Source organism: Mesorhizobium sp. M0954, assembly GCF_040319155.1.
In the GTDB taxonomy this organism is placed as follows: Bacteria; Pseudomonadota; Alphaproteobacteria; order Rhizobiales; family Rhizobiaceae; genus Mesorhizobium.
In genome coordinates, this window is the sequence record NZ_JAMYNR010000005.1 from 1 (window position 1) to 20,130 (window position 20,130).

17 protein-coding genes are annotated in these 20,130 nt (G+C 64.6%); 8 read left to right on the plus strand and 9 right to left on the minus strand.

All coding sequences use genetic code 11. The features are described 5' to 3' along the window. The 4 genes from NKH93_RS08465 to NKH93_RS08480 form a co-directional block, all read right to left on the minus strand. Nucleotides 1-632 (minus strand): helix-turn-helix domain-containing protein (locus NKH93_RS08465; RefSeq protein WP_352969841.1); only part of this gene is annotated, 632 nt, incomplete at its 3' end. Nucleotides 633-730: 98 nt separating this feature from the next. After that, entirely contained in the window at nucleotides 731-1,351 is a 621-nt protein-coding gene (locus NKH93_RS08470; protein WP_352969843.1) for a LysE family translocator, read from the minus strand. Between the two features lie 109 nt (nucleotides 1,352-1,460). After that, entirely contained in the window at nucleotides 1,461-2,087 is a 627-nt protein-coding gene (locus tag NKH93_RS08475; protein WP_352969845.1) for a hypothetical protein, read from the minus strand. A gap of 320 nt (nucleotides 2,088-2,407) precedes the next feature. Continuing rightward, nucleotides 2,408-5,092 carry an ATP-binding protein gene (locus NKH93_RS08480; protein WP_352969847.1) on the minus strand — a complete coding sequence of 895 codons (2,685 nt, stop codon included), beginning with the start codon at nucleotides 5,090-5,092 and terminating at the stop codon, nucleotides 2,408-2,410. Nucleotides 5,093-5,422: 330 nt separating this feature from the next. Between NKH93_RS08480 and NKH93_RS08485 the strand changes: the two genes are divergently transcribed. Then, nucleotides 5,423-5,593: a hypothetical protein gene (locus NKH93_RS08485; protein WP_352681299.1), complete on the plus strand. Its 171-nt coding sequence runs from the start codon at nucleotides 5,423-5,425 to the stop codon at nucleotides 5,591-5,593. A 26-nt stretch (nucleotides 5,594-5,619) separates the two neighbouring features. Here the strand turns inward: NKH93_RS08485 and NKH93_RS08490 are convergent, their stop codons facing one another. The 5 genes from NKH93_RS08490 to NKH93_RS08510 form a co-directional block, all read right to left on the minus strand. Further along, nucleotides 5,620-7,209, minus strand: a complete 1,590-nt coding sequence (locus tag NKH93_RS08490; RefSeq protein ID WP_352969849.1) for an indolepyruvate oxidoreductase subunit beta family protein — start codon at nucleotides 7,207-7,209, stop codon at nucleotides 5,620-5,622. Next, complete coding sequence (locus NKH93_RS08495) at nucleotides 7,202-9,355, minus strand: thiamine pyrophosphate-dependent enzyme (protein WP_352969851.1); 2,154 nt, start codon at nucleotides 9,353-9,355, stop codon at nucleotides 7,202-7,204. The genes NKH93_RS08490 and NKH93_RS08495 overlap by 8 nt, the downstream gene beginning before the upstream one ends. A 42-nt stretch (nucleotides 9,356-9,397) precedes the next feature. Continuing rightward, a complete protein-coding gene (locus NKH93_RS08500; RefSeq protein WP_352969853.1) occupies nucleotides 9,398-9,877 on the minus strand; it encodes a MarR family winged helix-turn-helix transcriptional regulator in 480 nt (159 codons plus the stop codon). Further along, nucleotides 9,877-11,448 carry a phytoene desaturase family protein gene (locus NKH93_RS08505; protein WP_352813730.1) on the minus strand — a complete coding sequence of 524 codons (1,572 nt, stop codon included), beginning with the start codon at nucleotides 11,446-11,448 and terminating at the stop codon, nucleotides 9,877-9,879. The genes NKH93_RS08500 and NKH93_RS08505 overlap by 1 nt, the downstream gene beginning before the upstream one ends. Before the next feature lie 146 nt (nucleotides 11,449-11,594). Then, on the minus strand, nucleotides 11,595-12,386 hold the full coding sequence (locus NKH93_RS08510) for a cyclase family protein (RefSeq protein ID WP_352540480.1): 792 nt from the start codon (nucleotides 12,384-12,386) through the stop codon (nucleotides 11,595-11,597). Between the two features lie 117 nt (nucleotides 12,387-12,503). Between NKH93_RS08510 and NKH93_RS08515 the strand changes: the two genes are divergently transcribed. From NKH93_RS08515 to NKH93_RS08545, 7 genes are all read left to right on the plus strand, one after another. Next, nucleotides 12,504-14,078, plus strand: coding sequence for a phytoene desaturase family protein (locus tag NKH93_RS08515; RefSeq protein WP_352969855.1), 1,575 nt, complete (start codon nucleotides 12,504-12,506; stop codon nucleotides 14,076-14,078). A gap of 107 nt (nucleotides 14,079-14,185) precedes the next feature. Further along, nucleotides 14,186-15,712 (plus strand): ABC transporter substrate-binding protein, encoded by a 1,527-nt coding sequence (locus NKH93_RS08520; protein WP_352448554.1) that lies wholly within the window; start codon nucleotides 14,186-14,188, stop codon nucleotides 15,710-15,712. A gap of 64 nt (nucleotides 15,713-15,776) precedes the next feature. Continuing rightward, nucleotides 15,777-16,784, plus strand: a complete 1,008-nt coding sequence (locus tag NKH93_RS08525) for an ABC transporter permease (RefSeq protein ID WP_352969857.1) — start codon at nucleotides 15,777-15,779, stop codon at nucleotides 16,782-16,784. Next, nucleotides 16,777-17,625: an ABC transporter permease gene (locus NKH93_RS08530; RefSeq protein WP_352681309.1), complete on the plus strand. Its 849-nt coding sequence runs from the start codon at nucleotides 16,777-16,779 to the stop codon at nucleotides 17,623-17,625. The genes NKH93_RS08525 and NKH93_RS08530 overlap by 8 nt, the downstream gene beginning before the upstream one ends. Continuing rightward, nucleotides 17,622-18,512 (plus strand): ABC transporter ATP-binding protein, encoded by an 891-nt coding sequence (locus NKH93_RS08535; RefSeq protein ID WP_352969859.1) that lies wholly within the window; start codon nucleotides 17,622-17,624, stop codon nucleotides 18,510-18,512. Before NKH93_RS08530 ends, NKH93_RS08535 begins: the two co-directional genes overlap by 4 nt. Beyond that, nucleotides 18,505-19,335 carry an ATP-binding cassette domain-containing protein gene (locus NKH93_RS08540; RefSeq protein ID WP_352969861.1) on the plus strand — a complete coding sequence of 277 codons (831 nt, stop codon included), beginning with the start codon at nucleotides 18,505-18,507 and terminating at the stop codon, nucleotides 19,333-19,335. The genes NKH93_RS08535 and NKH93_RS08540 overlap by 8 nt, the downstream gene beginning before the upstream one ends. Before the next feature lie 80 nt (nucleotides 19,336-19,415). After that, entirely contained in the window at nucleotides 19,416-20,015 is a 600-nt protein-coding gene (locus NKH93_RS08545; protein ID WP_352743136.1) for a VOC family protein, read from the plus strand. Nucleotides 20,016-20,130: the final 115 nt, after the last annotated feature.

Genomic DNA, 20,130 nt, shown 5'->3' on the forward strand with positions numbered 1-20,130 from the left:
TCGGAGCGGATGGCGGCGGGCAGGCCGCGCTCCCTGAACAGCCGCACGAAGGCCTCGATGACCGGCGTCTCCTTTGTCGATTCAAGCGCTTCGCAGGCGAGCACATAGCGCGAGATCTGGTCGGTGACCGTCAGGGGGTAACAGTAGCTACCGTTGCCGAGCCTGAACTCCCCCTTGAAGTCGGTGCACCACAGATCGTTAGGGGCGGCGGCTTGCGACAATGGCGTGCCCACGGCCTTGCTCGCCCGGTTCCTCTTGCGGGCCTGGCTCACAAGGCCGTGACGGTCGAGCACGGCATGCACGGTGCTTTTGGCCGGGATACGCACATCATCGGCGAGCTTCCTGACCAGCAACTCCCTGATCTTGCGAGCGCCCCAATGCGGCTTCTCGCGCTTGGTCTCGACGATCAGCCGCTCGATCTGCTCGGGCAACTGGTTGGCGTACCTCACCGGCCGCCGCGAGCGGTCGCAAAGCGCCTCCAGCCCTTCCTCCCTATAGCGGTTGAAGATCTTGTAGCCAGTCTTGCGCGAAATCCCGAAATCCCGGCACACATCGCTCATGCCTTCTCCCTCGAGAAGGCGGGCAACGAAATGTAGACGTTCCTCCATCACCGAACACTCTCTCCACGGCATCAACACCTCCGGCCAAAAGCCAAAAGTGTTACCCATGTGTCCGGTACAAAACGTCACCTATGTCTCAGGCCGCGCAGCGCGCCTGCTTCAACCAGCGCTCAGCCGAGTGGAAAAGCTGACGCCACCGAGACGAGGGCGAGCATTGCCAGCACGATCCCCGCCGCCCGACAGATGACGCGATGATGCCGCACCGCGGCAGCGCGCACGAGAGGACGCGAAAGCGCTACGGCCAGGAATCCGTACCAGCCTATGTCGATGATGGCGACGATGGCCGCGACCATCAGCATCTCGTTCGAGGTCCGGATCGGCAGCATCAGCCCCATGAAGGCGACGGCGAAGAAAGTGGCGGTTTCAGGCGAGAGAATGCTGATGAGAAACCCGCCGGCAAACAATCCGGCCTGCCGAGGCGCTTCGCCGATGGCCGGCGGCGCCGTTCTGGCGATGCGCAGGGCCATCCAGCCCAGGACGGCCGCACCGGCGATCTTGACCGCCGGCACCGACAGCGACCCGGAAAGATGAACGGCGCCAAACGCCACCAGGACCGCCAGCACGGCGGTACCGGCGCCGATCCCGGTCACCAGCGGGATCGTCCTGCCAAAGCCGTGCAAGGAGGCAAGGCTGCCGGTCGCGAGGCCAATAGGGCCTGGCGTGATCATGATCACCGTATATGCCGCCAGGAATTGCAGCATCGCCGTCGACAGAATAAGCGAACTTGACATGCCAGTCTCCCGTTTGCTGCGCCGGTTACAGATTAGAGAAGAATCACCGTCGCGCTCCCACTCCCTATTTCTCACCATGCGACGCTAAAATGCTTAGATGTTTCCAGATTTACTTTCCAAATAGAAGAATATCCCCGCGTGCCCAAAGCAGGTAACAGACGAGAAGCGTCGCAGGCATTGCGAGAGCCTGGATCTGATCGGTGCGAGCGTCAGCAATGACGCGGGCGACTTCGGTCGCCGTGACGATGATTGCCGGAAAGCGGCTGAGCAGTACCGAAAGGCGGAAGAGCTCCGGCACTTTAAGGCCGAAGAGCACCACGCCATGCGCGCCGAGCCTGAAGGCGCTGCCGAACTTGCCCACGGCATGGAGCAACCCCGATGTCACGACCAGGATTGGATTGCCGACGAGCAGCAGACTTGACCCGAGCACCAATGACCCGGTGCCGGACAGAAAATCTGCGCGCTGTATTGCCGACGGGTCGAGATGTCCGTTGCTGAGGGCGCGATGATACTCCTCGCCGCTGCGCAAGAAGATGGCGCTCGCCACCAGCAGCGCCAGTGAGTTCCAGCCGCCGGCGAGGTCGTGGCCGAACATTAGAGGCGCGGCGAAAGTGCTGCTCGCCTCGGTTAGCGCCAGCCGAATCTGCATGAACATGGCCATGCCGAGGCCCAGCACATTGCCGGCAATATAACAGCCTCCGGGTCCTGAAAGCCGCACCGCGACCGCTTGTGCCAATCGTTGTCCTGGCCAGCGCCGCTGGGCATCCGCTTTTTCGCTTGCCGACATCGCCCCTGCTCCTGGTACGATCCGCCCCAGCGACGGACGCCGGCGGCGGCCCCCGTTCCGCCGCCGTTGCCCGCCTTCTTCCCCCGGATCGTGAAGGCGTCGTGGTGTTGGGAGGTCCATCCACGCTGCGAGCAGAAGCCTACGCGGAGCGGCGGGCGTGCAAATCGGTACCGCCACCCATTTTTAGGCGGTCGATTTCCCAGTTTTCGCGGAAATTTTGCTGTGGGAACTACCCAGAGCCTGTTCCATCTCGACAGAATCGGCTGGGATCATGATCCAGTCTGGTGCGGTTCCAGCGGATGGGTGCCCGTCAACAGCCACGGCTCGCCTCGCAGGCGCAGGAGGATTTCCATGCGGTTTGCGGCATTGAGCTTGCCGAGCAGCGAGGAGACGTGATGCTCGATCGTGCGGGGCGAGCGCGACAGATGTCGCGCGACCTCCTTGTTGCTGATGCCCTGGGCGATCAGGGCGAGCACCTTCTGCTCGTGCCGTGTCAGGCCGAGTGGATGGCGGCGAGCTGCCGCATAGGGTCCGCGCTGCACCTTCGGCAGCAGGCCTGACAGGCCCTGACGCTGCGCAAGCTTGCGCGCGAGCGCCGCGGCCGCGGGCGCGTCGATCTGGTCGAGCATCGCCACGGCGCGAGCGAGCGCCGCCCCCGCATCCGCCCCACGAACCTGCATGAGGGAAAGCGCTGCCTCATAGGGCAGCGACAAACGCGTCCACTCCGCCGCGGCGGTCTGCGGATCGCCGAGAAGCTCGGCGGACCAGGGCGAGGGAATCGGCGCCGATTGCGCCGGCAGCGACCCGGGCATTCCGCATCGACGCCACCAGACCGACAATTCGCCAAGGTCCCGGGGGCGGAAATTGTCGAGGTTCATAGCCGCCAGCTCGGTAAGCTGCGCGTGGCTGGCGCCGACATCCTCGGCAAGCCAGGCCGCCTCCGCCAGCGCCAGGCGAACCGGGACGATACGCTGCGGCTCGCCGGTCGTCTGGCCCTCCACAAGCGCGCGCTGCAAAAGGTCGACGCCGTCGGTCTCGCCCAGCCTTACGCGGACCGTGCCAAGCACGGTGAGCGCCGGCAAGTGCATCACCATCGGCAGGCGTTCCACATTCATGACGCCCTGAGCGATGGTTGCGGCCTCGCGAAACCGGCCCTGTTCCATGCAAAGCTGCGCCTGCCGGCCGAGCAGGTATTGCGCCGCCGAATCGAGGTCGTGCCTGGTGCAGAATGCGATGCCTTCGGCCAGCAGCCGCTCCGCCAGCTCGAAGTCCTTGGCCACCACCGCGCATTCCGCAAAGTTCGTATAGGCCCGCGCCGCATGGTCGTGGAGCCCGTGCTCGAGCGCCAGGGCAAGGCTTTCCTCCAGCCGCTCAACGCCGCCGGGGCGGTTGGCAAACATGAGCGCGGTTCCGACATTGTTGAGGGCGTGAACACGCGTCTCGACCTCGCCCAGCCGATCGGCCAGACTGATCGCGCGCTCGCCCCATTCGATCGCCTCATCGAAACGATAGTGCAGCATGTGGAGCTGCGAGCGCGTGCTGTAGGCCATTGCCACCTCGGGACCGGGCGGCAGGCTTTCCACCTCACGCACGGCCTGGTCCGCATATTCCTCCGCCTGCGGGCCTTCGCCGCGCCGCCAGTGCAGCCGCGACAGCCAGCGTAGATTAAGGCCTACCTTGTCGATCCGGCCCAGCTGCCGCCAGATAGCGATGGCGCGATGCCGGGCCTCGATGATGGCGTCATAGACAAGCAGCGCCAACCCGGCCTCGTATGCCCAGTCCTCATGGAGCTGCACGGCCAGCTCCGGCGGGGCCTGGTCGACATATCTGAGTGCGGTCGCCAGATGCGAGGCCGCCTCCCGATGCGCCCCCAGGCGCGCGGCTTGGCTGGCGGCGAGCGGCGCAAGTTCGAGCACGCGTTCGCCATTGTCGGCGCCGCCGGCGTGGTGCACGCGGCGCGAAAGCAGAGCGCTTGCCTGCGAGGCCGGAACTTCCGAGAGTGCCGCTTCGACCTTCGCATGGAGCGAGCGTTGCACAGAGGGGGAGAGCCGGTCGAGCGTCGCTTCCCTGGCAAGCTCGTGACGAAATGTCAGCGCGCCCTGGTCGTCCCGCCGCAGCAATCCGCGCACGACACATCGATCGACGAGCACTTCGGCCTCGGCCCCGAGAAGGGCCCGGATCAGCCACGGCTCAACGCTGCCCGGCATGATGCTCATGACCTCCAGGACGTCGCGCTCTCCAGGCGTCAGGCGCGACAGGCGCGACCACACCGCGTCGCGTATGGAATCGGGCACTCGCGCCGATTCGGTCTCGCTGCTGGACAGGAGCTCGGTAACGAAGAAGGGATTGCCCTCGGTAATGCGATAAAGCCCGTCGGCGGAACGGCCGGCCTGTTCGGCCAGCATTGTCACCGCCTGGGGAGACAGCGGTCTAAGCGTCACGCGGCGTACGGAGGCGGCGGGAAGATCGCCGAGCACGTGGGTCAGCGGGTGATCGGCGTTCAAATCCTCTCTGCGCATGCTCAGCACCAGCATGGTGCGGAGCAGAGAGACGCGGCGCCCGAGATATCTTACGAGGTCGAGCGTCGCATTGTCCGCCCAATGCATGTCCTCGAAGATGAGCACGGTCGTGCCCTTGGCGCGCTGCAGCGCATTCAGCAATGCCGGGAAAAGCCGCTCCGGCGCAGCGGTCTCCTCAAGCAGCGCCGCCACGCGCGGGTCGAGCAAGTGGGCCATGTCCTGGAGAGGGCCCAATGGGCGTGGCGTGAAGAGCGCCTCGCACCAGCCCCACAGCACCCGGCAGTCCCGGTCGGCGTTTTCCGCGAATTCGCGCAGCAGAGAGGTCTTGCCCAGGCCCGCCTCGCCGTGCACCAGCACGGTCCCACCATGTCCGGCAGCAGCTCTCTCGGCCGCGGCCAACAAAGCTCCAAGTGGGTCCTCTCGCTCAAGCAGCATCAAGCCCGCGCCTCCAGAATATTGAAGGTACAACAGCAGGCAATGAGTGCAACACAGTCGTTTCACATGGCCGGGGATGTTGGCAAATCGCCGCTCGGAACCGGGCGTCATTTGTCTTGGAGCAGATATGTTTGCCGCTGCCATAGGCACGAAGACCACAGAACAGGCAGGCCGCCACGGCTGCAAGCCGTCGGCAAGACCTGGCGAAGCGGACAGGATAGCCTTCACTTCCTTGGTGACAGTGGCGAAAGAAACGCGTTCCATAGATCCAGCCCCAAGCCCATCTCATCGTCGGCTGTTCCGGCCTGACGTTCAACAGGGGAGAAAATCATGGAAGAGGAAGACGACATCCTGAGCGACCTGAGCTATGTCGCCGAAAATTTCGACGATGTGGGAAAGGAAACGATCATTCTGGTGCTGGAAGCCGCGATCGCCGAGATCATCGGCCTCAGAATCACCGTGCAGACTGCCGCGTCGAAGGCGAAATGGGCGCCAGACTGAGTTGCAGCCGGGGTTGAACGAGCGCCTCAGCTCACCGGATTGTCGCCCAGCGACGCCACAGTCTTCAGCGCGCCGTCGAGCATGTCGCCCTTCTCGTCCTTCAGCGCCGCTTCGCGCAGGCGCCGGATCCAGTCTGCGGCGTCCGGGCGGCCCTTGAGCTGGTCGAGCGCCGACAGCACCCGGTCGAATTTCGACTGGGCGCGGGCGTGGGTGTCGCTGTAGCCCTTGATCAGCCGGCGGCAGTTGAGGATCTCCGTGCCAAGCGCGTAGTCCTGGCCGACTTGGCCCAGCGCCAGCGCATACCAGCGCTCGATATGCGCGGTCTCGACCTTGTGGCGCAGCAGTCGGCGGCGCCAGCGGCGCAGGCCGCCGATGAACCACAATGCGGCAAAGCCGGCGAAACTGTCGGTGCGGATGCGGCGGCCGCGATTGATGCGGCGGTCGAGAAAGGCGGCGAGCTTCGGCCGGCTTTCGATGTAGCTGCCGAGCCCGGCCGGCAGCGTGCCGCAGAATTCCTCGATGCGCGGGTGCAAATATTCGGTCACCTGCAGGACCGAGCCGTCCTTGACGCCGACCTCACGGCGTACGCGTCGGTCGCGGCTCGAGCGCGTCTTCAGGTCGGCGACGCGGATCATGTCGTCGTAGCACATGGCGTTGGCCAGATGCTTGGCGGCGGCGATCGACACAGCGTAGGCGTGTTCGGCATCGTCCAGCGCGACTGCCTGGTCGAGCCTATCGAGATACTCGCCGCCATAAGCAACGTCCTGATAGTCGACCACTTTTTTCAGGCCGCGAAGCGCCATGTCGCGGACAGGAGCCGGCAAAGCATCGACCCGGGCGGCCAGCGATTGCCAGCCTTTTAACAGGCTTTCCGGGCCGCTGACTTCTGTCGCGGCGCCCGAGGCGGTTTCAGCGGCCGCCGGCCCTGCAGTCTTGTCGCCCGAAGGCGCACTCGCGAAGCCGCGCGCCCGATCGTAGGCGACGCCGAATGCGGCGAGGCTGGCCTTGACGCCGCGGCCGCCGGCGCCGATCGCCTGCTCGTAGCTCTCGCGTGTAAACGGCAAGGCGTCGGAGCCGGCCAGCGCGCCGAGCAGGCTGGCCGAGATCATCGAGCCATTGTCGGCGGCGATCTTCTCCATATCGAAGGCGATGAAGCGCTTGGCCGCGGCTTCCGCCGTGGCATGCACCTTCGAGGACGAGGCGCGGCCATCGCCGGGCTCGATCTTCTCCGAGACCGCGGCGATGCGGTGCGACGAGGCGATCAGCGTCGTGCGCTCGGGCGTGACGAAGCCGCGGATGATGGCGCGGCCGGCCTCCATCAGTTCGGCCGCAATCAGGATGTCGACGTCGCCCTGCGACGGCGACAGCGCGAAGACCGGCAGGCGGCCGGTGTCGCGGCACATTTCGACATAATAGATGGTGGCGCCGGTGCGCTGGGCGACGCCGGCGACCGAGGTCGATTGCGCGACGTAGCCGTTGCGCTCGGCGACGTCGGTGATCCAGTCGGCCAGCACGCCACCGCCCTGGCCGCCGACCGCCAGCACGGCAAGCTTGATGACGCGCTCGTCTTCGGGGGCGCCGGCTTTCGAGCGCGATGAGGGCACGGCGTCAAGCATCGGCGAATGTCAGGCGCCGGTTTTCACGGCGCCGCTGCAAGAGACCGATCATGGCGCGACGCGCGGCTTCAAGGAAACGGTCCCAGCGGCTCGGATTGTGCACGACATCGGCGCGGTAGAAGGACGGGCAGAGCACCGCCGCATCGGCGACCTCGCCGCAATTGCCGCAACCGACGCAGCTTTGGTCGATATGCGCCACCGGATCGTCGCGCAACGGATCGTCGAGCGACTTCACCGAAAGCGACGGACAGCCGGACAGCCGCATGCAGGCATGGTCGCCGGTGCAGATATCTTCGTCGACACCGAATTTCGGCTTGACTATGCGCGTCCCGCCCTTGATCGCCTTGTCGACCAGCGGCTTTTCGCGGCGCTGCCGGTTGAGCATGCATTCGGACGACGCGACAATGACTTTCGGGCCCTTCTCGTCCGTCGTCAGCGCCTCGCGCAGCGTGTCTTGCATTCTGGTTACGTCGTAGGTGCGGTCGATGTGGCGCAGCCATTTGACGCCCATGCCCTTCACCGCCTCGGTGATCGGGTGCTTGGTCGACTTGGTCTTGTTGCCGGCGCGGGACGACAGGATGTCCTGCCCTCCGGTCGCGGCCGAATAGAAATTGTCGACGATGACGATGACGCCGTCATTCTTGTTGAACACGGCATTGCCGACCGAGGAGGTCAGGCCGTTGTGCCAGAAGCCGCCGTCGCCGACGAAGGAGATCGAGCGGCGCTTGGCATCGGGCGAATTGAACGCCGAAGCCGAGGCCGGCCCCAGCCCGTAGCCCATGGTAGTGGCACCTAGCTCGAAAGGCGGCATGATCGAGAACAGATGGCAGCCAATGTCGGAGGCGATGTGGTGCTTGCCCAGCTCCTGCTCGACCAGCTTGGTGGCGGCGAAGATCGGCCGCTCCGGGCAGCCGACGCAGAAGCCGGGCGGCCGGCCCGGGACGACGTTGATCAGGTCGGCGGTGTCGAGCCCGTCGCCGATCTTGTTCGGCGCGCGGACCTCGCTTGGCAGCAGATGCGGGATGGTGCCACGCAGGAACGATCCGATGCCGTCGAGCATCACCTGGCCGGTATATTCGCCGGCCATAGGCAGATGTTCCTTGCCGACGAGCCTGGTGCCGCGGCCGGCCTTGTGCAGCATCGCGGCAAAGGCCTGTTCGATGTAGTTGGGCTGGCCTTCCTCGACGACGAGAACGGCGTCCTTGCCTTCGCAGAAGGACAGGAACTCGTCATCGACCAGCGGGTATACGGCGTTCAGCACATAGAGCGGCACGTCGGTGTCGCCATAAGTGTCGGCGAGGCCGAGCCGCTGCAGCGCCCGGATGACCGAATTGTACATGCCGCCCTGCATGACGATGCCGACCGAGCCATGCTCCGGGCCGAAAAACTCGTTGATCTTGTTGGCGCGGATGAAATCCACCGCCGCCGGCCAGCGTTTCTGCACCTTTTCCTTCTCGTGCAGGAAGGACGCGGGCGGCAGCACGATGCGGCCGGTGTCGCGGCGCGGCGCCTCGAGCGCATCGGCCACAGTCATTGCCGGGCGCTTGTTGTCCTTGGCGATGAAATGGCCGTGGACATGGCAGCAGCGAATACGGACCTGCAGCATGACCGGCGTGTTGGAAACCTCGGACAGCTCGAAGCCGTCCTCCACCGCCTTGACGATCGACGGCAGGTTCGGTCGCGGGTCGAGCAGCCAGACCTGGCTCTTCATGGCAAAGGCGTGGCTGCGCTCCTGCATGATCGAGGAGCCTTCGCCGTAATCCTCGCCGACGATGATCAATGCACCGCCGGTGACGCCGCCGGAAGCGAGATTGGCGAGCGCGTCGGAGGCGACATTGGTGCCGACCGTCGACTTGAAGGTCGCCGCGCCACGGATCGGATAGTGCACGGATGCCGCCAGCATGGCGGTGGCGGTCGCTTCCGAGGCGCTCGCCTCGAAATGCACGCCGAGCTCGCCTAGGATATCCTGCGCGTCGGCCAGCACGTCCATCAAATGGCTGATCGGCGCGCCCTGATAGCCGCCGACATAGCCGACGCCGCATTGCAGCAGCGCCTTGGTGATGGCGAGAATGCCTTCGCCGGAAAACTCCTCGCCGGCGCCGAGCCTGAGCTTTTCGACTTCCTTGGCAAAAGACCGTTCGGCCATTTTGGGCTCCTTCCGTTACCGCCCCGATGGCGGCGCGTAAGATCAGATGTCGTGCTTGCGAATGTTCTTCAGCATCTTCTGCAATGTCGCGATCAGCGCCGCGTATTCGGCATCGTCGACATTGTCGAACATTGCCTCGAAAGCGTTGTGCATGGCCGGCCAGGCGCGCGCGAACTCGGCGCGGCCATCGTCGGTCAGGAACACATGGCGGATACGGCTGTCGGTGACCCCCTGCTCGCGCCGCACAAACCCTTGCGCCTCCAGCGTGTCGAGCGTGCGGCTCAAGGTCGACTGCTCGATGACGGTATAGACCGAGAGATCGTTGACGGTGACGCCATCGGTGACCGACAACACAGCCAGCGTGCGCACCTGCGGAATGGTCAGACCCTGCTTGCGGAAATTGTCACGCAAGGTGGCGTTGTAGCGGCCCATGATACGGTTCATCAGATAGGGCGCGAATTGCTGCAGGCCGATCTGGCCCAAAGTCGAGATGCGCTGGCGCTTTTCAACCTTCTGTTCCATCACAGCCTCCCCGCCAGGAGAAAGCCGGAGCCGCCGCCCAAGCCAGCACCCGGATGGGTCGAGGCACCGATGTGGTAGAGACCCCTGACCCCGGTGGCGTGATTGCGGCTCGTCTTGAACGGCCGCCACAGAAACGACTGGTCGATAGCCGAGGAACCGCCATAGGGGTCGCCGCCGACCAGATTGATGTTCATCGCTTCCAGGTCGGCCGGCGAACAGGCGCGGCGTGCGATGACGCTGTCCTTGAACCCATCGATATGGCTGGCAAGGATCGCTTCGGCACGGTCGGCATAGGCTTCGCGCAGCGCCTCGGTCCAGCGACCGTCTGCCGGTGTTTGCAGTTTGCCGGCGGCATCGCCCTTGATATGCCGTGGCGCCTCGGGCAGTTGCAGCCACAGGACCGCCTTGCCGTCCGGGCAGCGCGATGGGTCTAGCGCGTGCGGCTGGCCGATGCACATGGTCGGCACCTCCGGCAGCATGCCGCGCACGGCTTCGTTGCAGGCCTTCGAGACGCCGTCGAGCCCCGGCGTCAGATGCAGCAGCGCGACCTTGTCCAGGCCCTCGCCGCGCCATGCCGGCGGCTTGTCCAAGGCATAGTGGATCTGGAAATTGCCCTTGCCGTAGCGGTATTTTTGCGCTGCCTCGACGTCTGCTTTCGGCGCCGCGTCGCCGAGCAGCCGCTCGTAGAGCTGGGTCGGCGTGACCGAGCAGATGACGCTCTTGTTCACGTTGATCGTTTCGCCCGAAGCCAGCCGCACGCCGGCGGCGCGGCCTCCGCTTTGGACAATAGCCGCGACGTCGGCGCCGGTGCGGATTTCGCCGCCACGTTCCCTGATCAGGGCCTCGAAGGCGGCCAGCAGATTCCTGGCACCGCCCTTGACGATCGGCGCGCCGGCCGCCTCAAGCGCGAAGGCGATGACCTTGGCGATCTGGCCGGAGAACGCGTCCTCAGGCCCGAGGCCGGCATGCAGCACCCAGGGCGCCCACAGCGCGCGCATCGTTTCCGACTGGTAGGTGCTTTCCAGCCAACCGCGCGCCGGCACCAGCGCGCTGCCGAGAAAGGCGGCAAGGCCACGCGGGCCGCGCCGCCAGGCTTCACCCGCCAGCAGCCTGGCCGTCGGGTAGGACCACAGGCTGCCACCGAGCAGTCCGAACAGCAGACCGGCGTTGCGCTCGATCTCGCCGACATCGTTTGCGTGCCGGTCGCCGTCGCCCGCGGCAAGCGCATTGATCGCCGCTACATTGGCGGTACGATCGGTGCGCAGGACGGCATGGCTGCCGTCCGGGCGCAGCACACCGGTCGGCGTGGAGGTGTTGCAAAACTCCAGGCCGTGCCGCGCCAGATCCTTGCCCAGCGCCGCATAGGCCGGCGAGGTGATGAACAGGACAAAGGTCGTCGCCATCACGTCGTGGATGAAGCCGGGCGCGGTGATTTCTTCGGTGCGCATGCAGCCGCCGATGCGGTCGTTGCGCTCGAGCACCAGCACCTTCGCCCCCTTGCCGCCAAGCATCGCCGAGCAGACCAGCGCGTTGATGCCGCTGCCGACGACGATGTGATCGGGAGCGCTCATCGATGCGTGCTCCTAGCAGAGATTGGCGCTCTACGGCGCCGTAGAGCCGCAGCTTTGCAAGGCTGCCGCTCCCACTCCGTCACCACAGTGCCACTTCCGCACATGATCTTCTCCCGAAGACCGCAGCTACGAAGACCGCAGCTACCCTATTGCCTTGGCACCAACGCCAACGCGCGGATCGGGCTGCCGGTGCCGTGCTCGATCTTGAGCGGCGCCGCGATCAGGATCGCGCCTTTCGGCGGCAGCCGGTCGAGGTTGCAAAGGCTGGCGAGACCGTAGCGGTTAGCCTTGTGCATCAGGCTATGCGCCGGGAACGGCGGCTCCATTCCCCCTGCTTTTCCAGCATCCGTGCCGATCGTCTCGCTGCCCCAGCCCTTGATGTCCTTGCTAATCAGATACTGGATGGCTTCGGCGGTCGGGCCAGGCGTGTGCGGTCCGGTCTCATTGGCGTTGAGGAACTCGGCTTCCGAGCCGTTGCGCTTATACCAGTCGGTGCGCATCACCACCCACTCGCCGGGGTTGATAGCGCCATGTTCGGCTTCCCATGCCTTGATGTGATCGACGGTGAGCAGGAAATCGTGATCGGCTGCCGCTTGCTTGGAACAGTCGATGACGTTGACGGGTCCGACGAAGTTCTGCGCCGGAATGGTGTCGGTGGCGCCGTCCGGATAATCCTTGCCGGTGATCCAGTGGTTGGGCGCGTCGAAATGCGTGCCCGAATGCTCCCCGAGCTTGAGCCAGTTCCAGGCCCACCACGGACCGTTCTTGTCATAGGCGGAGATGGCGTGGATCTCGATCTTCGGCGTGTCGACCGCCAGTTCCGGCGGCAGCTTGATCAGCGGTGTGTCGGGCCCGAGCGGCGCCGTCAGGTCGACCACCTGAATGGCGCCTGAAAGCAGCTGGCCGGCGACTTCGCCTAAAAGTTGTTGTGTGTCCATGGTCTCTGTTCCCTCTTTCTCGATGGTGCTGAAGGCTCTCGCGGCCCTTAATATCCTACTAGACGAAAACATATGCATCTGCAATTATCTTTAAGCATAAAGGAAATGGGACGGGGCGTGAGCGAGTTCGACGCCATATTTGTCGGGGCAGGCCACAACAGTCTGGCATGCGCCGCGCATCTGGCGCTCAAAGGCTGGAAAACCGCAGTTTTCGAGCGTAATGCAACGATCGGCGGCGCCGTTCAGACGCGCGAATTGACGCTTCCGGGCTTCCGGCACGATTTCGGCGCGATGAATCTCAGCCTGTTCGCCGGCTCGGCCTTTCACAAGAAATATGCAAATGAATTGAAAACCCACGGGCTGGAATTCGTGCCGGTGGCCGACTGTTTTGCCAGCGCCTTCCCCGACGGTCGCTGGTTCGGCGTCAGCAGCGACCTGGAAGTGACCGCCTCGCGCATGGCCGCTTTTTCCGACGCCGACGCACAGACATGGCGCCGTCTGGTTGCGGCATTCCCGGCGGAGGCCGAGCATCTGTTCCGGCTGCTGGGCTCGCCGATGAGCGGCCGTGCGCTCGCCGGCACCGCCTGGAACCTCTGGCGCAAGAAGGGTTTTGCCGGCGCGCTCGATACAGGTCGGTTGCTGCTTTCGTCACCCCGCGCCTGGCTCGAGGAGACTTTCGAGTCACCGCATGTCAGGGCGACGCTGGCCACCTGGGGCATGCATCTCGATTTCGCGCCTGACATCGCCGGCGGCGCGGTGTTCCCTTACCTCGAATCCATGGCCAACCAGTGCTTCGGCATGGTGCTCGGCAGAGGCGGCGCCGACACGATTATCCGCGCTTTGTCGGGCATGCTCACGGCCGCCGGCGGCAAGATCGTCACTGGGGCTGATGTCGCCGAGATCACGGTTTCGGCCGGCAAGGCGACCGGCGTGCGGCTCACTTCCGGCGAGACCCACACCGCCACCAAGGCCGTCATCGCCGGTGTCGCGCCCAAGGCGCTGACCGGGAAACTGTTGCCTAACGGATCCGGCGACACCGGCTTCGACACGGCCGTGAAAAAATTCCGCCACGCGCCGGGGACGTTGATGATCCATCTGGCGCTCGACGACCTGCCGGACTGGCGCGCCGGTGCCGAGCTTCGGCAGTTCGCCTATGTGCATCTGTCGCCGTCGCTCGATGCCATGTCCTGGACCTATCAGCAGGCGATGTCAGGGGTGCTGCCGGACGAACCGGTGCTGGTCGTCGGCCAGCCGACGGCCGTCGATCCCTCGCGCGCGCCGGACGGCAAGCACGTACTTTGGGTGCAGGTGCGCATGCTGCCAGCCGAGATTGCAGGCGATGCGGCGGGCACGATCGCGGTGGCTCACTGGGACGAGGCTAGGGAGCACTACGCCGAGCGCGTCCTCGACATTATCGAGCGCTATGCGCCCGGCCTTCGTCGGAAGATCCTCGGCCGCGCCGTGTTCTCGCCCATCGACCTCGAACGCGAGAACCCGAACCTTGTCGGCGGCGACCAGATCTGCGGCAGCCATCATCTGGCGCAGAATTTCCTGTTCCGGCCGGTGCGCGGTTACGCTGGCTGGAACACGCCGGTCGGCAATCTGCATCTGACCGGGGCGGCAACATGGCCCGGCGCCGGCACCGGGGCGGCGTCGGGCTTCATGCTCGCGCAACAACTTGGCGGGAGGTAGGCTCCATTTTTCATCTAGGGTGAAGGAGGACAAGGCGCGGTTGCCCAAGGAGCCTGAACCCACCGATTGACAACGACACCGCGCATAAAAGCAACAGGGGAACGACCATGACAATCAACAGACGAGAATTGCTCGGATATGGCGCGGCCGCACTTGGCGCCACGGCGCTCGGCCTGCCGCAAATCGCCAAGGCTGCCGGCGAACTGACCATCGCCTACAATGTCAATTTGCCGTCCTGGGACCCGACCACCGGGCCTTCGGCGGTCAACCCGACCATCCAGGGTCTGTACCAGTCGGTGTTCGACCAGTTCATCCCGCAGAAGCCCGATCTTTCTTTCGCGCCCGGCCTGCTCACCGAATGGGGCTGGAACGAGGGTCGCAGCAAGATCATGATGACGGTGCGCGAGGGCGTCACCTGGCATGACGGCTCGCCATTCACGGCCGAAGACGTGGTCTGGTCTCTGCAGCGGGCGGGCGATGAAAAGACCGGCAACCCGATCCAGTTCGTCTGGAAGAACGTCAACAACTTCAAGATCGACGGCAACAAGATCACCGGCGACGTCGTGCAATTCGACCCGGTGTATTTCAAGTGGATGTCGTTCCTGACCGGCTACATCATGCCGAAGACCTATTACGAAAAGGTCGGCGCCGAGGGTTTTGAGAAAGCCCCGATCGGCACCGGGCCCTATATGGTCGACAAATTCGAGCGCAACGCCTTCCTGCGGCTCAAGGCCAACCCGAACTACTGGGGCGGCAAGCCGGCCTTCGAAAACGTAACCATCAAGTTCGTCACCGATGCGGCGAGCCGCGTCGCCGAGATCGAGTCCGGTTCCTCGCAGGTGACGCTGGAAATCCCCTATGAGGAATATGACCGCCTGATCGCCAAGGATGGACTTGCCGGCTCGTGCAAGAACGTTTCCGACATCGGCATGATCTTCTTCAACGACATCGACGTGATGCTGGACAAGAACGTGCGCCAGGCAGCGGTGATGGCCGTCGACAAAAAGCTTTTGGTCGACCGGCTGCTGCGCGGTTACGGCCAGCCCATCGATACGCTGGAGACGCCGGAATACGCGGCCTACGATGCGTCGATCAAGGTGGAGCACAATCCGGACAAGGCCAAGGAACTGCTGGCCGCCTCCGGCTATTCGCCGGAAAAGCCGGTCAAGTTCACGATACAGACGACCAAGGGCTTCAAGCCCAAGGACTACGAGATGATCCAGGCGATCGTCGGCATGTGGCGCAAGGTCGGCATCGAGGCGACGATCGAGGTCTACGAGATCGCCAAGCACTACGAGCTGCGCGCCGCCGACAAGCTGGCGCCGGCGGCCTTCTACAATTGGGGCAACGCCATCGGCGACCCGACCACCTCGACCGGTTTTGCCATGTATGGCCCGAGCCCGCATTCGGTGTGGGACAGTCAGGATCTGATCGACATGATCAATCCACTATGGGGCGAGAAGGACGAGGCCAAGCGCATTGCCGGCTGGAAGGCCGTCGACAAATACATCGCCGAACAGGCCTATGTGCTGCCGCTGATCCAGTATGCGCAGCCGATCGTGCATGCCAAGGGCGTCAATGTCGTGCAGCATGTGTCGGGCGCACTTCTGCCGGCGCTGATGAGCCCGGCCTGAGACAGTCTTCGGCTTGTCGCGCGCCGTCCGGAATGACGGCGCGCATTTTCCGCCACGGGCGACCATGCTGCTGCAAAGATTCCTGATCCGTCTTCTGACGATGGCGATCACGCTGTTCGGCGTGGCCGTCGTCGTCTTCGTCGTCATCCGTGTCGCGCCAGGCGATCCGATCGCGATGATGCTGCCGCCCGGTGCAACCGATGCCGACATCACGCGTCTGCGCGCGCTTTACGGGCTGGACAAGACCATCGTCCAGCAATTTTTCATCTGGCTGGCAGGTGTCGTCAGGGGCGATTTCGGCACTTCGATTTCGCTCCGGCAGGATGTTCTGGGCCTGGTCTTCAACCGCCTGCCGGCGACGCTGGAACTCGCGATCGTCGCGCTTGTGATGGCGCTGGCGATCGGCGGCACGACGGCGATCCTCGGCGCGCGCGAACGCGGCACCGCGGTCGAAGCTGGCATCGACATCGCCAGCGGTGCGGCGCTCTCGATTCCCGATTTCCTGTGGGGTTTGGTGCTGATCCTTTTGTTCGGCGTGCTGGTGCCGGTTTTCGACATTTCCGGCCGGGTGTCGCCGCAACTCGATCTGCCCTTCGTCACGCAATTCTATCTGTTCGAAAGCATCGTACGGCTGCGCTTCGACCTGACCAGGGACCTGCTGGCACACATGCTGATGCCGGCGATTGCGCTGGCGCTGCCACTGGCCGCGATCATCTCGCAGCTGCTGAAACAGTCGCTGAAGGAAGTGCTCGACCTCGACTACGTCGTGCTGGCGCGGGTAAAGGGCTTTTCGGAAACGCAGGTCATCCTGCGCGAGGCGCTGAAGAACGCGGCCCTGCCGACGCTGACGCTGGTCGGCGTGCAGTTCACCTTCCTCATCGGCGGCACGGTCATCGTCGAACGGCTGTTTTCCTATGAAGGTCTCGGCAACATGGCGATCGATGCCGTCATCAACCGCGACCTGCCGCTGATCCAGGGCATCGTGCTGGTCTTCGCGCTGCTGTTCGTGCTGATCAACCTTGCCGTCGACATGATGTACGCCCTGCTCAATCCGAGGCTGCGCCATGGATGAGGCCCGCATTTCGAGACATGGCTCGCGGGCACGCCTGTGGCTGGCCGGCGGCTGGCTGCTGATTGCGCTGCTGGCCGCGATTTTTGCGCCGTTGGTCGCGCCGCAGGACCCACTGGCGCAGGATTTGATGCTGGAGCGGCTGCCGCCGTTCTGGCTGAGCGGTGCTGAGCCCGGCTACTGGCTCGGCACCGACAGCCTCGGCCGCGATCTTCTGTCACGGCTGATCTTCGGTGCCCGCATCGCCTTCATCGTCGCCTTCGCGGCAGCCCTTGCCGCCTGCCTGGTCGGCTCGACGCTGGGGCTGATCGCCGGCTATTTCGGCGGCTGGGCCGACCGCATCATCTCGCGCATCGTCGATGTCTGGATGGCGTTTCCGCCGGTGCTGTTTGCCATCCTTTTGGTCGCCGTGCTCGGCACCGGCTTGAGCTCGGTTATCATTGCCATTGCCGTCATCGACTGGACGCGCTTCTGCCGGGTGATCCGCGCCGAGACGTTGGGCCAGTCGCGCATGGACTATGTCGAGAACGCCCGCATCGCCGGCTACGGCCGCATCGGCATCATGCTGCGCGAAGTGCTGCCCAATGTGGTGCCGTCGATCGTCGCGCTGCTGTCGCTGGAGATGGGCATTGCCGTCATCGTCGAGGCGATCCTGTCCTTCGTCAATCTGTCGATCTCGACCGACGACCCAACCTGGGGCGGCATCATCGCCGAGGGCCGCCTGTCGATCCATCAGGCCTGGTGGGTGCTGGTGTTCCCGCTGGTCACGCTGATCCTGACAGTGCTGTCGTTCAGCCAGTTCGGCGAAGGTCTCAGGGCACGTTTCGATCCGGTGCTGCGATGAACGCGCTGGCGAAACCCTGCCTTGACATACGCAGCCTTAGCGCGGTGCTGCCTAATGGCTTGCGCGTGCTGCGCTCGGTGTCGCTCGCCGTCGAGCCCGGCGAGGTGCGCGCGCTGGTCGGCGAGAGCGGCGCCGGCAAGACGATGATCGGCAAGGCGGTGCTTGGCGTGCTGCCCTCGAGCGTGCACATCGTCGAAGGCGACATGCTGCTGGAGGGCGAGGACCTCGGCAAGCTTCAGCCCAAGGCAAGGCGCACGCTGATCGGCGCGCGCACCGCGCTGATCCCGCAAGACCCGCTGACCGCGCTCAACCCGTCACGCCGCATCGGCCCGCAGATGACCGACCGGCTGGTGCGCATCCTCGGCTGGAGCGGTGAGAAGGCCGATACACGCATTCGCCAATTGCTGGACGAGGTGCAGATCCGCGACCCCGAGCGTGTCCTCAAATGCTATCCGCACGAGCTGTCCGGCGGCATGCGCCAGCGCGTGCTGATCGCCGCGGCGTTTGCGGCCGAACCAAGGCTGATCGTCGCCGACGAGCCGACCACGGCGCTCGACGTGACCGTGCAGAAGCAGATCCTGCGGCTGATCGCGCAGCTGCAGCGCGAGCACGGCACGGCGATCCTGTTCGTCACCCATGATCTCGGCGTCGTCGCCAAGATCAGCCAGAAGGTCTCGGTGCTCTATGCCGGCAAGGTGGTCGAGGAGGCCGAAACGGCCGCTCTCTTCGCCGCTCCGCAGCACCCCTACACGCGAGCGCTGATGGCCGCGACGCCACGCTACACCGACCCCTTCGCTTCGCTGAAGCCGGTGGACGAGGCGGTGCTGGCCGGGCTTGCTTCGGAGATCGCCGCCGCCGATCAGGCCTGGAGGCGCCCGCATGGCTGAGCCGCTGTTTTCCGTGCGTGGGCTGAAGGTCGCGCTGCCCGACATGACGCGCAAGCCGCTGATCGGCCGCGCGCCCTTGGCCGAGATCCTGAAAGGGCTGGATTTCGACCTGCCAAAGGGATCGGTGACCGGCATCGTCGGCGAATCCGGCTCCGGCAAATCGACGCTTGGCCGCGCCTTAGTGCGGCTTCTTGAGCCGAGCGCCGGCAAGGTCATCTTCGACGGCCGCGACATCACCCATCTGCCGGAGGCGGAACTCAGGCCGCTGCGCCGCAATCTGCAGATGATCTTCCAGGATCCGATGTCGTCGCTCAACCCGCGCCGCACCATCTTCAGCATCATCGCAGCACCGCTCAAGCAGAACGGGCTTGGCGACAATCTCAAGGGGCGTGTCGCGGAGGCATTGCAGCGCGTCGGCCTGCCGCAAGGCTTCGCCAGCCGCTATCGTCATGAATTGTCGGGCGGCCAGCGCCAGCGCGTCGGCATTGCCCGCGCGCTGGCGCTGTCGCCGAAATTCGTGCTGGCCGACGAAATCGTCTCAGGCCTCGACGTGTCGACGCAGGCACAGATCCTGACGCTGCTGGAAAAACTCGCAGCGGAGATGGGCCTGACCGTTGCCTTCATCAGCCATGACCTGTCGGTGATCCGGCGGCTCTGCCGGCAAGTGATCGTCATGCGCGAAGGCGCGATCGTCGAAGCCAGTGCGACGGATACTTTGTTCGAGCAGCCGCAGCAGGGCTACACGCGCGATCTGCTCGCCGCCATTCCGCTGCCCGAGATCGATGATGCCTGGCTACTTCCCGCCGCAAAGGCGCCGGCATGAAACACAATCCTATTCGCACGCTAAAGAGCGGGCCTCGGGCGTGCACCCGGCAAAATGTCCCGCGATTGAGGATGACTGACATGAAGAATGCAATCCGCTACGCAGTGCTCACCGCCACCGTGCTGGGAGGCATCGGCACGGCTTACGCCAGTTCCATTCCCGGCATGCGTGGCCACGACCACACCGGCGTCACCGTCCCCGACATGGAGCAGGCGGTCGATTTCTTCACCGAGGTGGTTGGCTGCAAGAAGGCGATGTCGTTCGGCCCGTTCGCCGACGACAAGGGCACATTCATGCAGGATCTGCTGGGCGTCGATCCCAAGGCGGTGATTGAGGAGATCACCCTGGTCCGCTGCGGACACGGGTCGAACATCGAGTTGTTCAAATACACCGCGCCGGACCAGAAGGACCTGAGGCCTCGCAACAGCGACATAGGCGGCTTCCATATCGCCTTCTATGTCGACGACATCGCCGCCGCAAAAGCCTATCTTGACGGCAAGGGCGTCAAGACGCGGATGGGACCGCTGCCGGTTACCGAAGGCCCGGCCGCCGGCCAGACCATCCTCTACTTCCAGGCGCCCTGGGGCTTGCAGTTGGAAGCGATCAGCTATCCCAATGGCATGGCCTATGAAAAAGATGCGGAGACGGTGCTGTGGAGCCCGAAGAACCCGGAAAAATAGCCCCGGGGCGTCCCTGGCCTGCGCAAGCCGACTGCCGGCAAGCTGGATTTCTGGGGCGGATTGTTTCAATCCTGAAACTTCAAGCTTGAATTAATCCGTCTCAGGCGTAAACTCG

Excerpts from the sequence above, each read along its gene's own strand:
- NKH93_RS08530 (WP_352681309.1), top strand. The coding sequence starts at position 16,777 with ATGGATGAGGCCCGCATTTCGAGACATGGCTCGCGGGCACGCCTGTGG.
- NKH93_RS08540 (WP_352969861.1), top strand. The coding sequence starts at position 18,505 with ATGGCTGAGCCGCTGTTTTCCGTGCGTGGGCTGAAGGTCGCGCTGCCC.
- NKH93_RS08535 (WP_352969859.1), top strand. The coding sequence starts at position 17,622 with ATGAACGCGCTGGCGAAACCCTGCCTTGACATACGCAGCCTTAGCGCG.
- NKH93_RS08470 (WP_352969843.1), bottom strand. The coding sequence starts at position 1,351 with ATGTCAAGTTCGCTTATTCTGTCGACGGCGATGCTGCAATTCCTGGCG.
- NKH93_RS08505 (WP_352813730.1), bottom strand. The coding sequence starts at position 11,448 with ATGAGCGCTCCCGATCACATCGTCGTCGGCAGCGGCATCAACGCGCTG.
- NKH93_RS08500 (WP_352969853.1), bottom strand. The coding sequence starts at position 9,877 with ATGGAACAGAAGGTTGAAAAGCGCCAGCGCATCTCGACTTTGGGCCAG.
- NKH93_RS08545 (WP_352743136.1), top strand. The coding sequence starts at position 19,416 with ATGAAGAATGCAATCCGCTACGCAGTGCTCACCGCCACCGTGCTGGGA.
- NKH93_RS08490 (WP_352969849.1), bottom strand. The coding sequence starts at position 7,209 with ATGCTTGACGCCGTGCCCTCATCGCGCTCGAAAGCCGGCGCCCCCGAA.
- NKH93_RS08520 (WP_352448554.1), top strand. The coding sequence starts at position 14,186 with ATGACAATCAACAGACGAGAATTGCTCGGATATGGCGCGGCCGCACTT.
- NKH93_RS08525 (WP_352969857.1), top strand. The coding sequence starts at position 15,777 with ATGCTGCTGCAAAGATTCCTGATCCGTCTTCTGACGATGGCGATCACG.
- NKH93_RS08485 (WP_352681299.1), top strand. The coding sequence starts at position 5,423 with ATGGAAGAGGAAGACGACATCCTGAGCGACCTGAGCTATGTCGCCGAA.
- NKH93_RS08495 (WP_352969851.1), bottom strand. The coding sequence starts at position 9,355 with ATGGCCGAACGGTCTTTTGCCAAGGAAGTCGAAAAGCTCAGGCTCGGC.
- NKH93_RS08510 (WP_352540480.1), bottom strand. The coding sequence starts at position 12,386 with ATGGACACACAACAACTTTTAGGCGAAGTCGCCGGCCAGCTGCTTTCA.
- NKH93_RS08480 (WP_352969847.1), bottom strand. The coding sequence starts at position 5,092 with ATGCTGCTTGAGCGAGAGGACCCACTTGGAGCTTTGTTGGCCGCGGCC.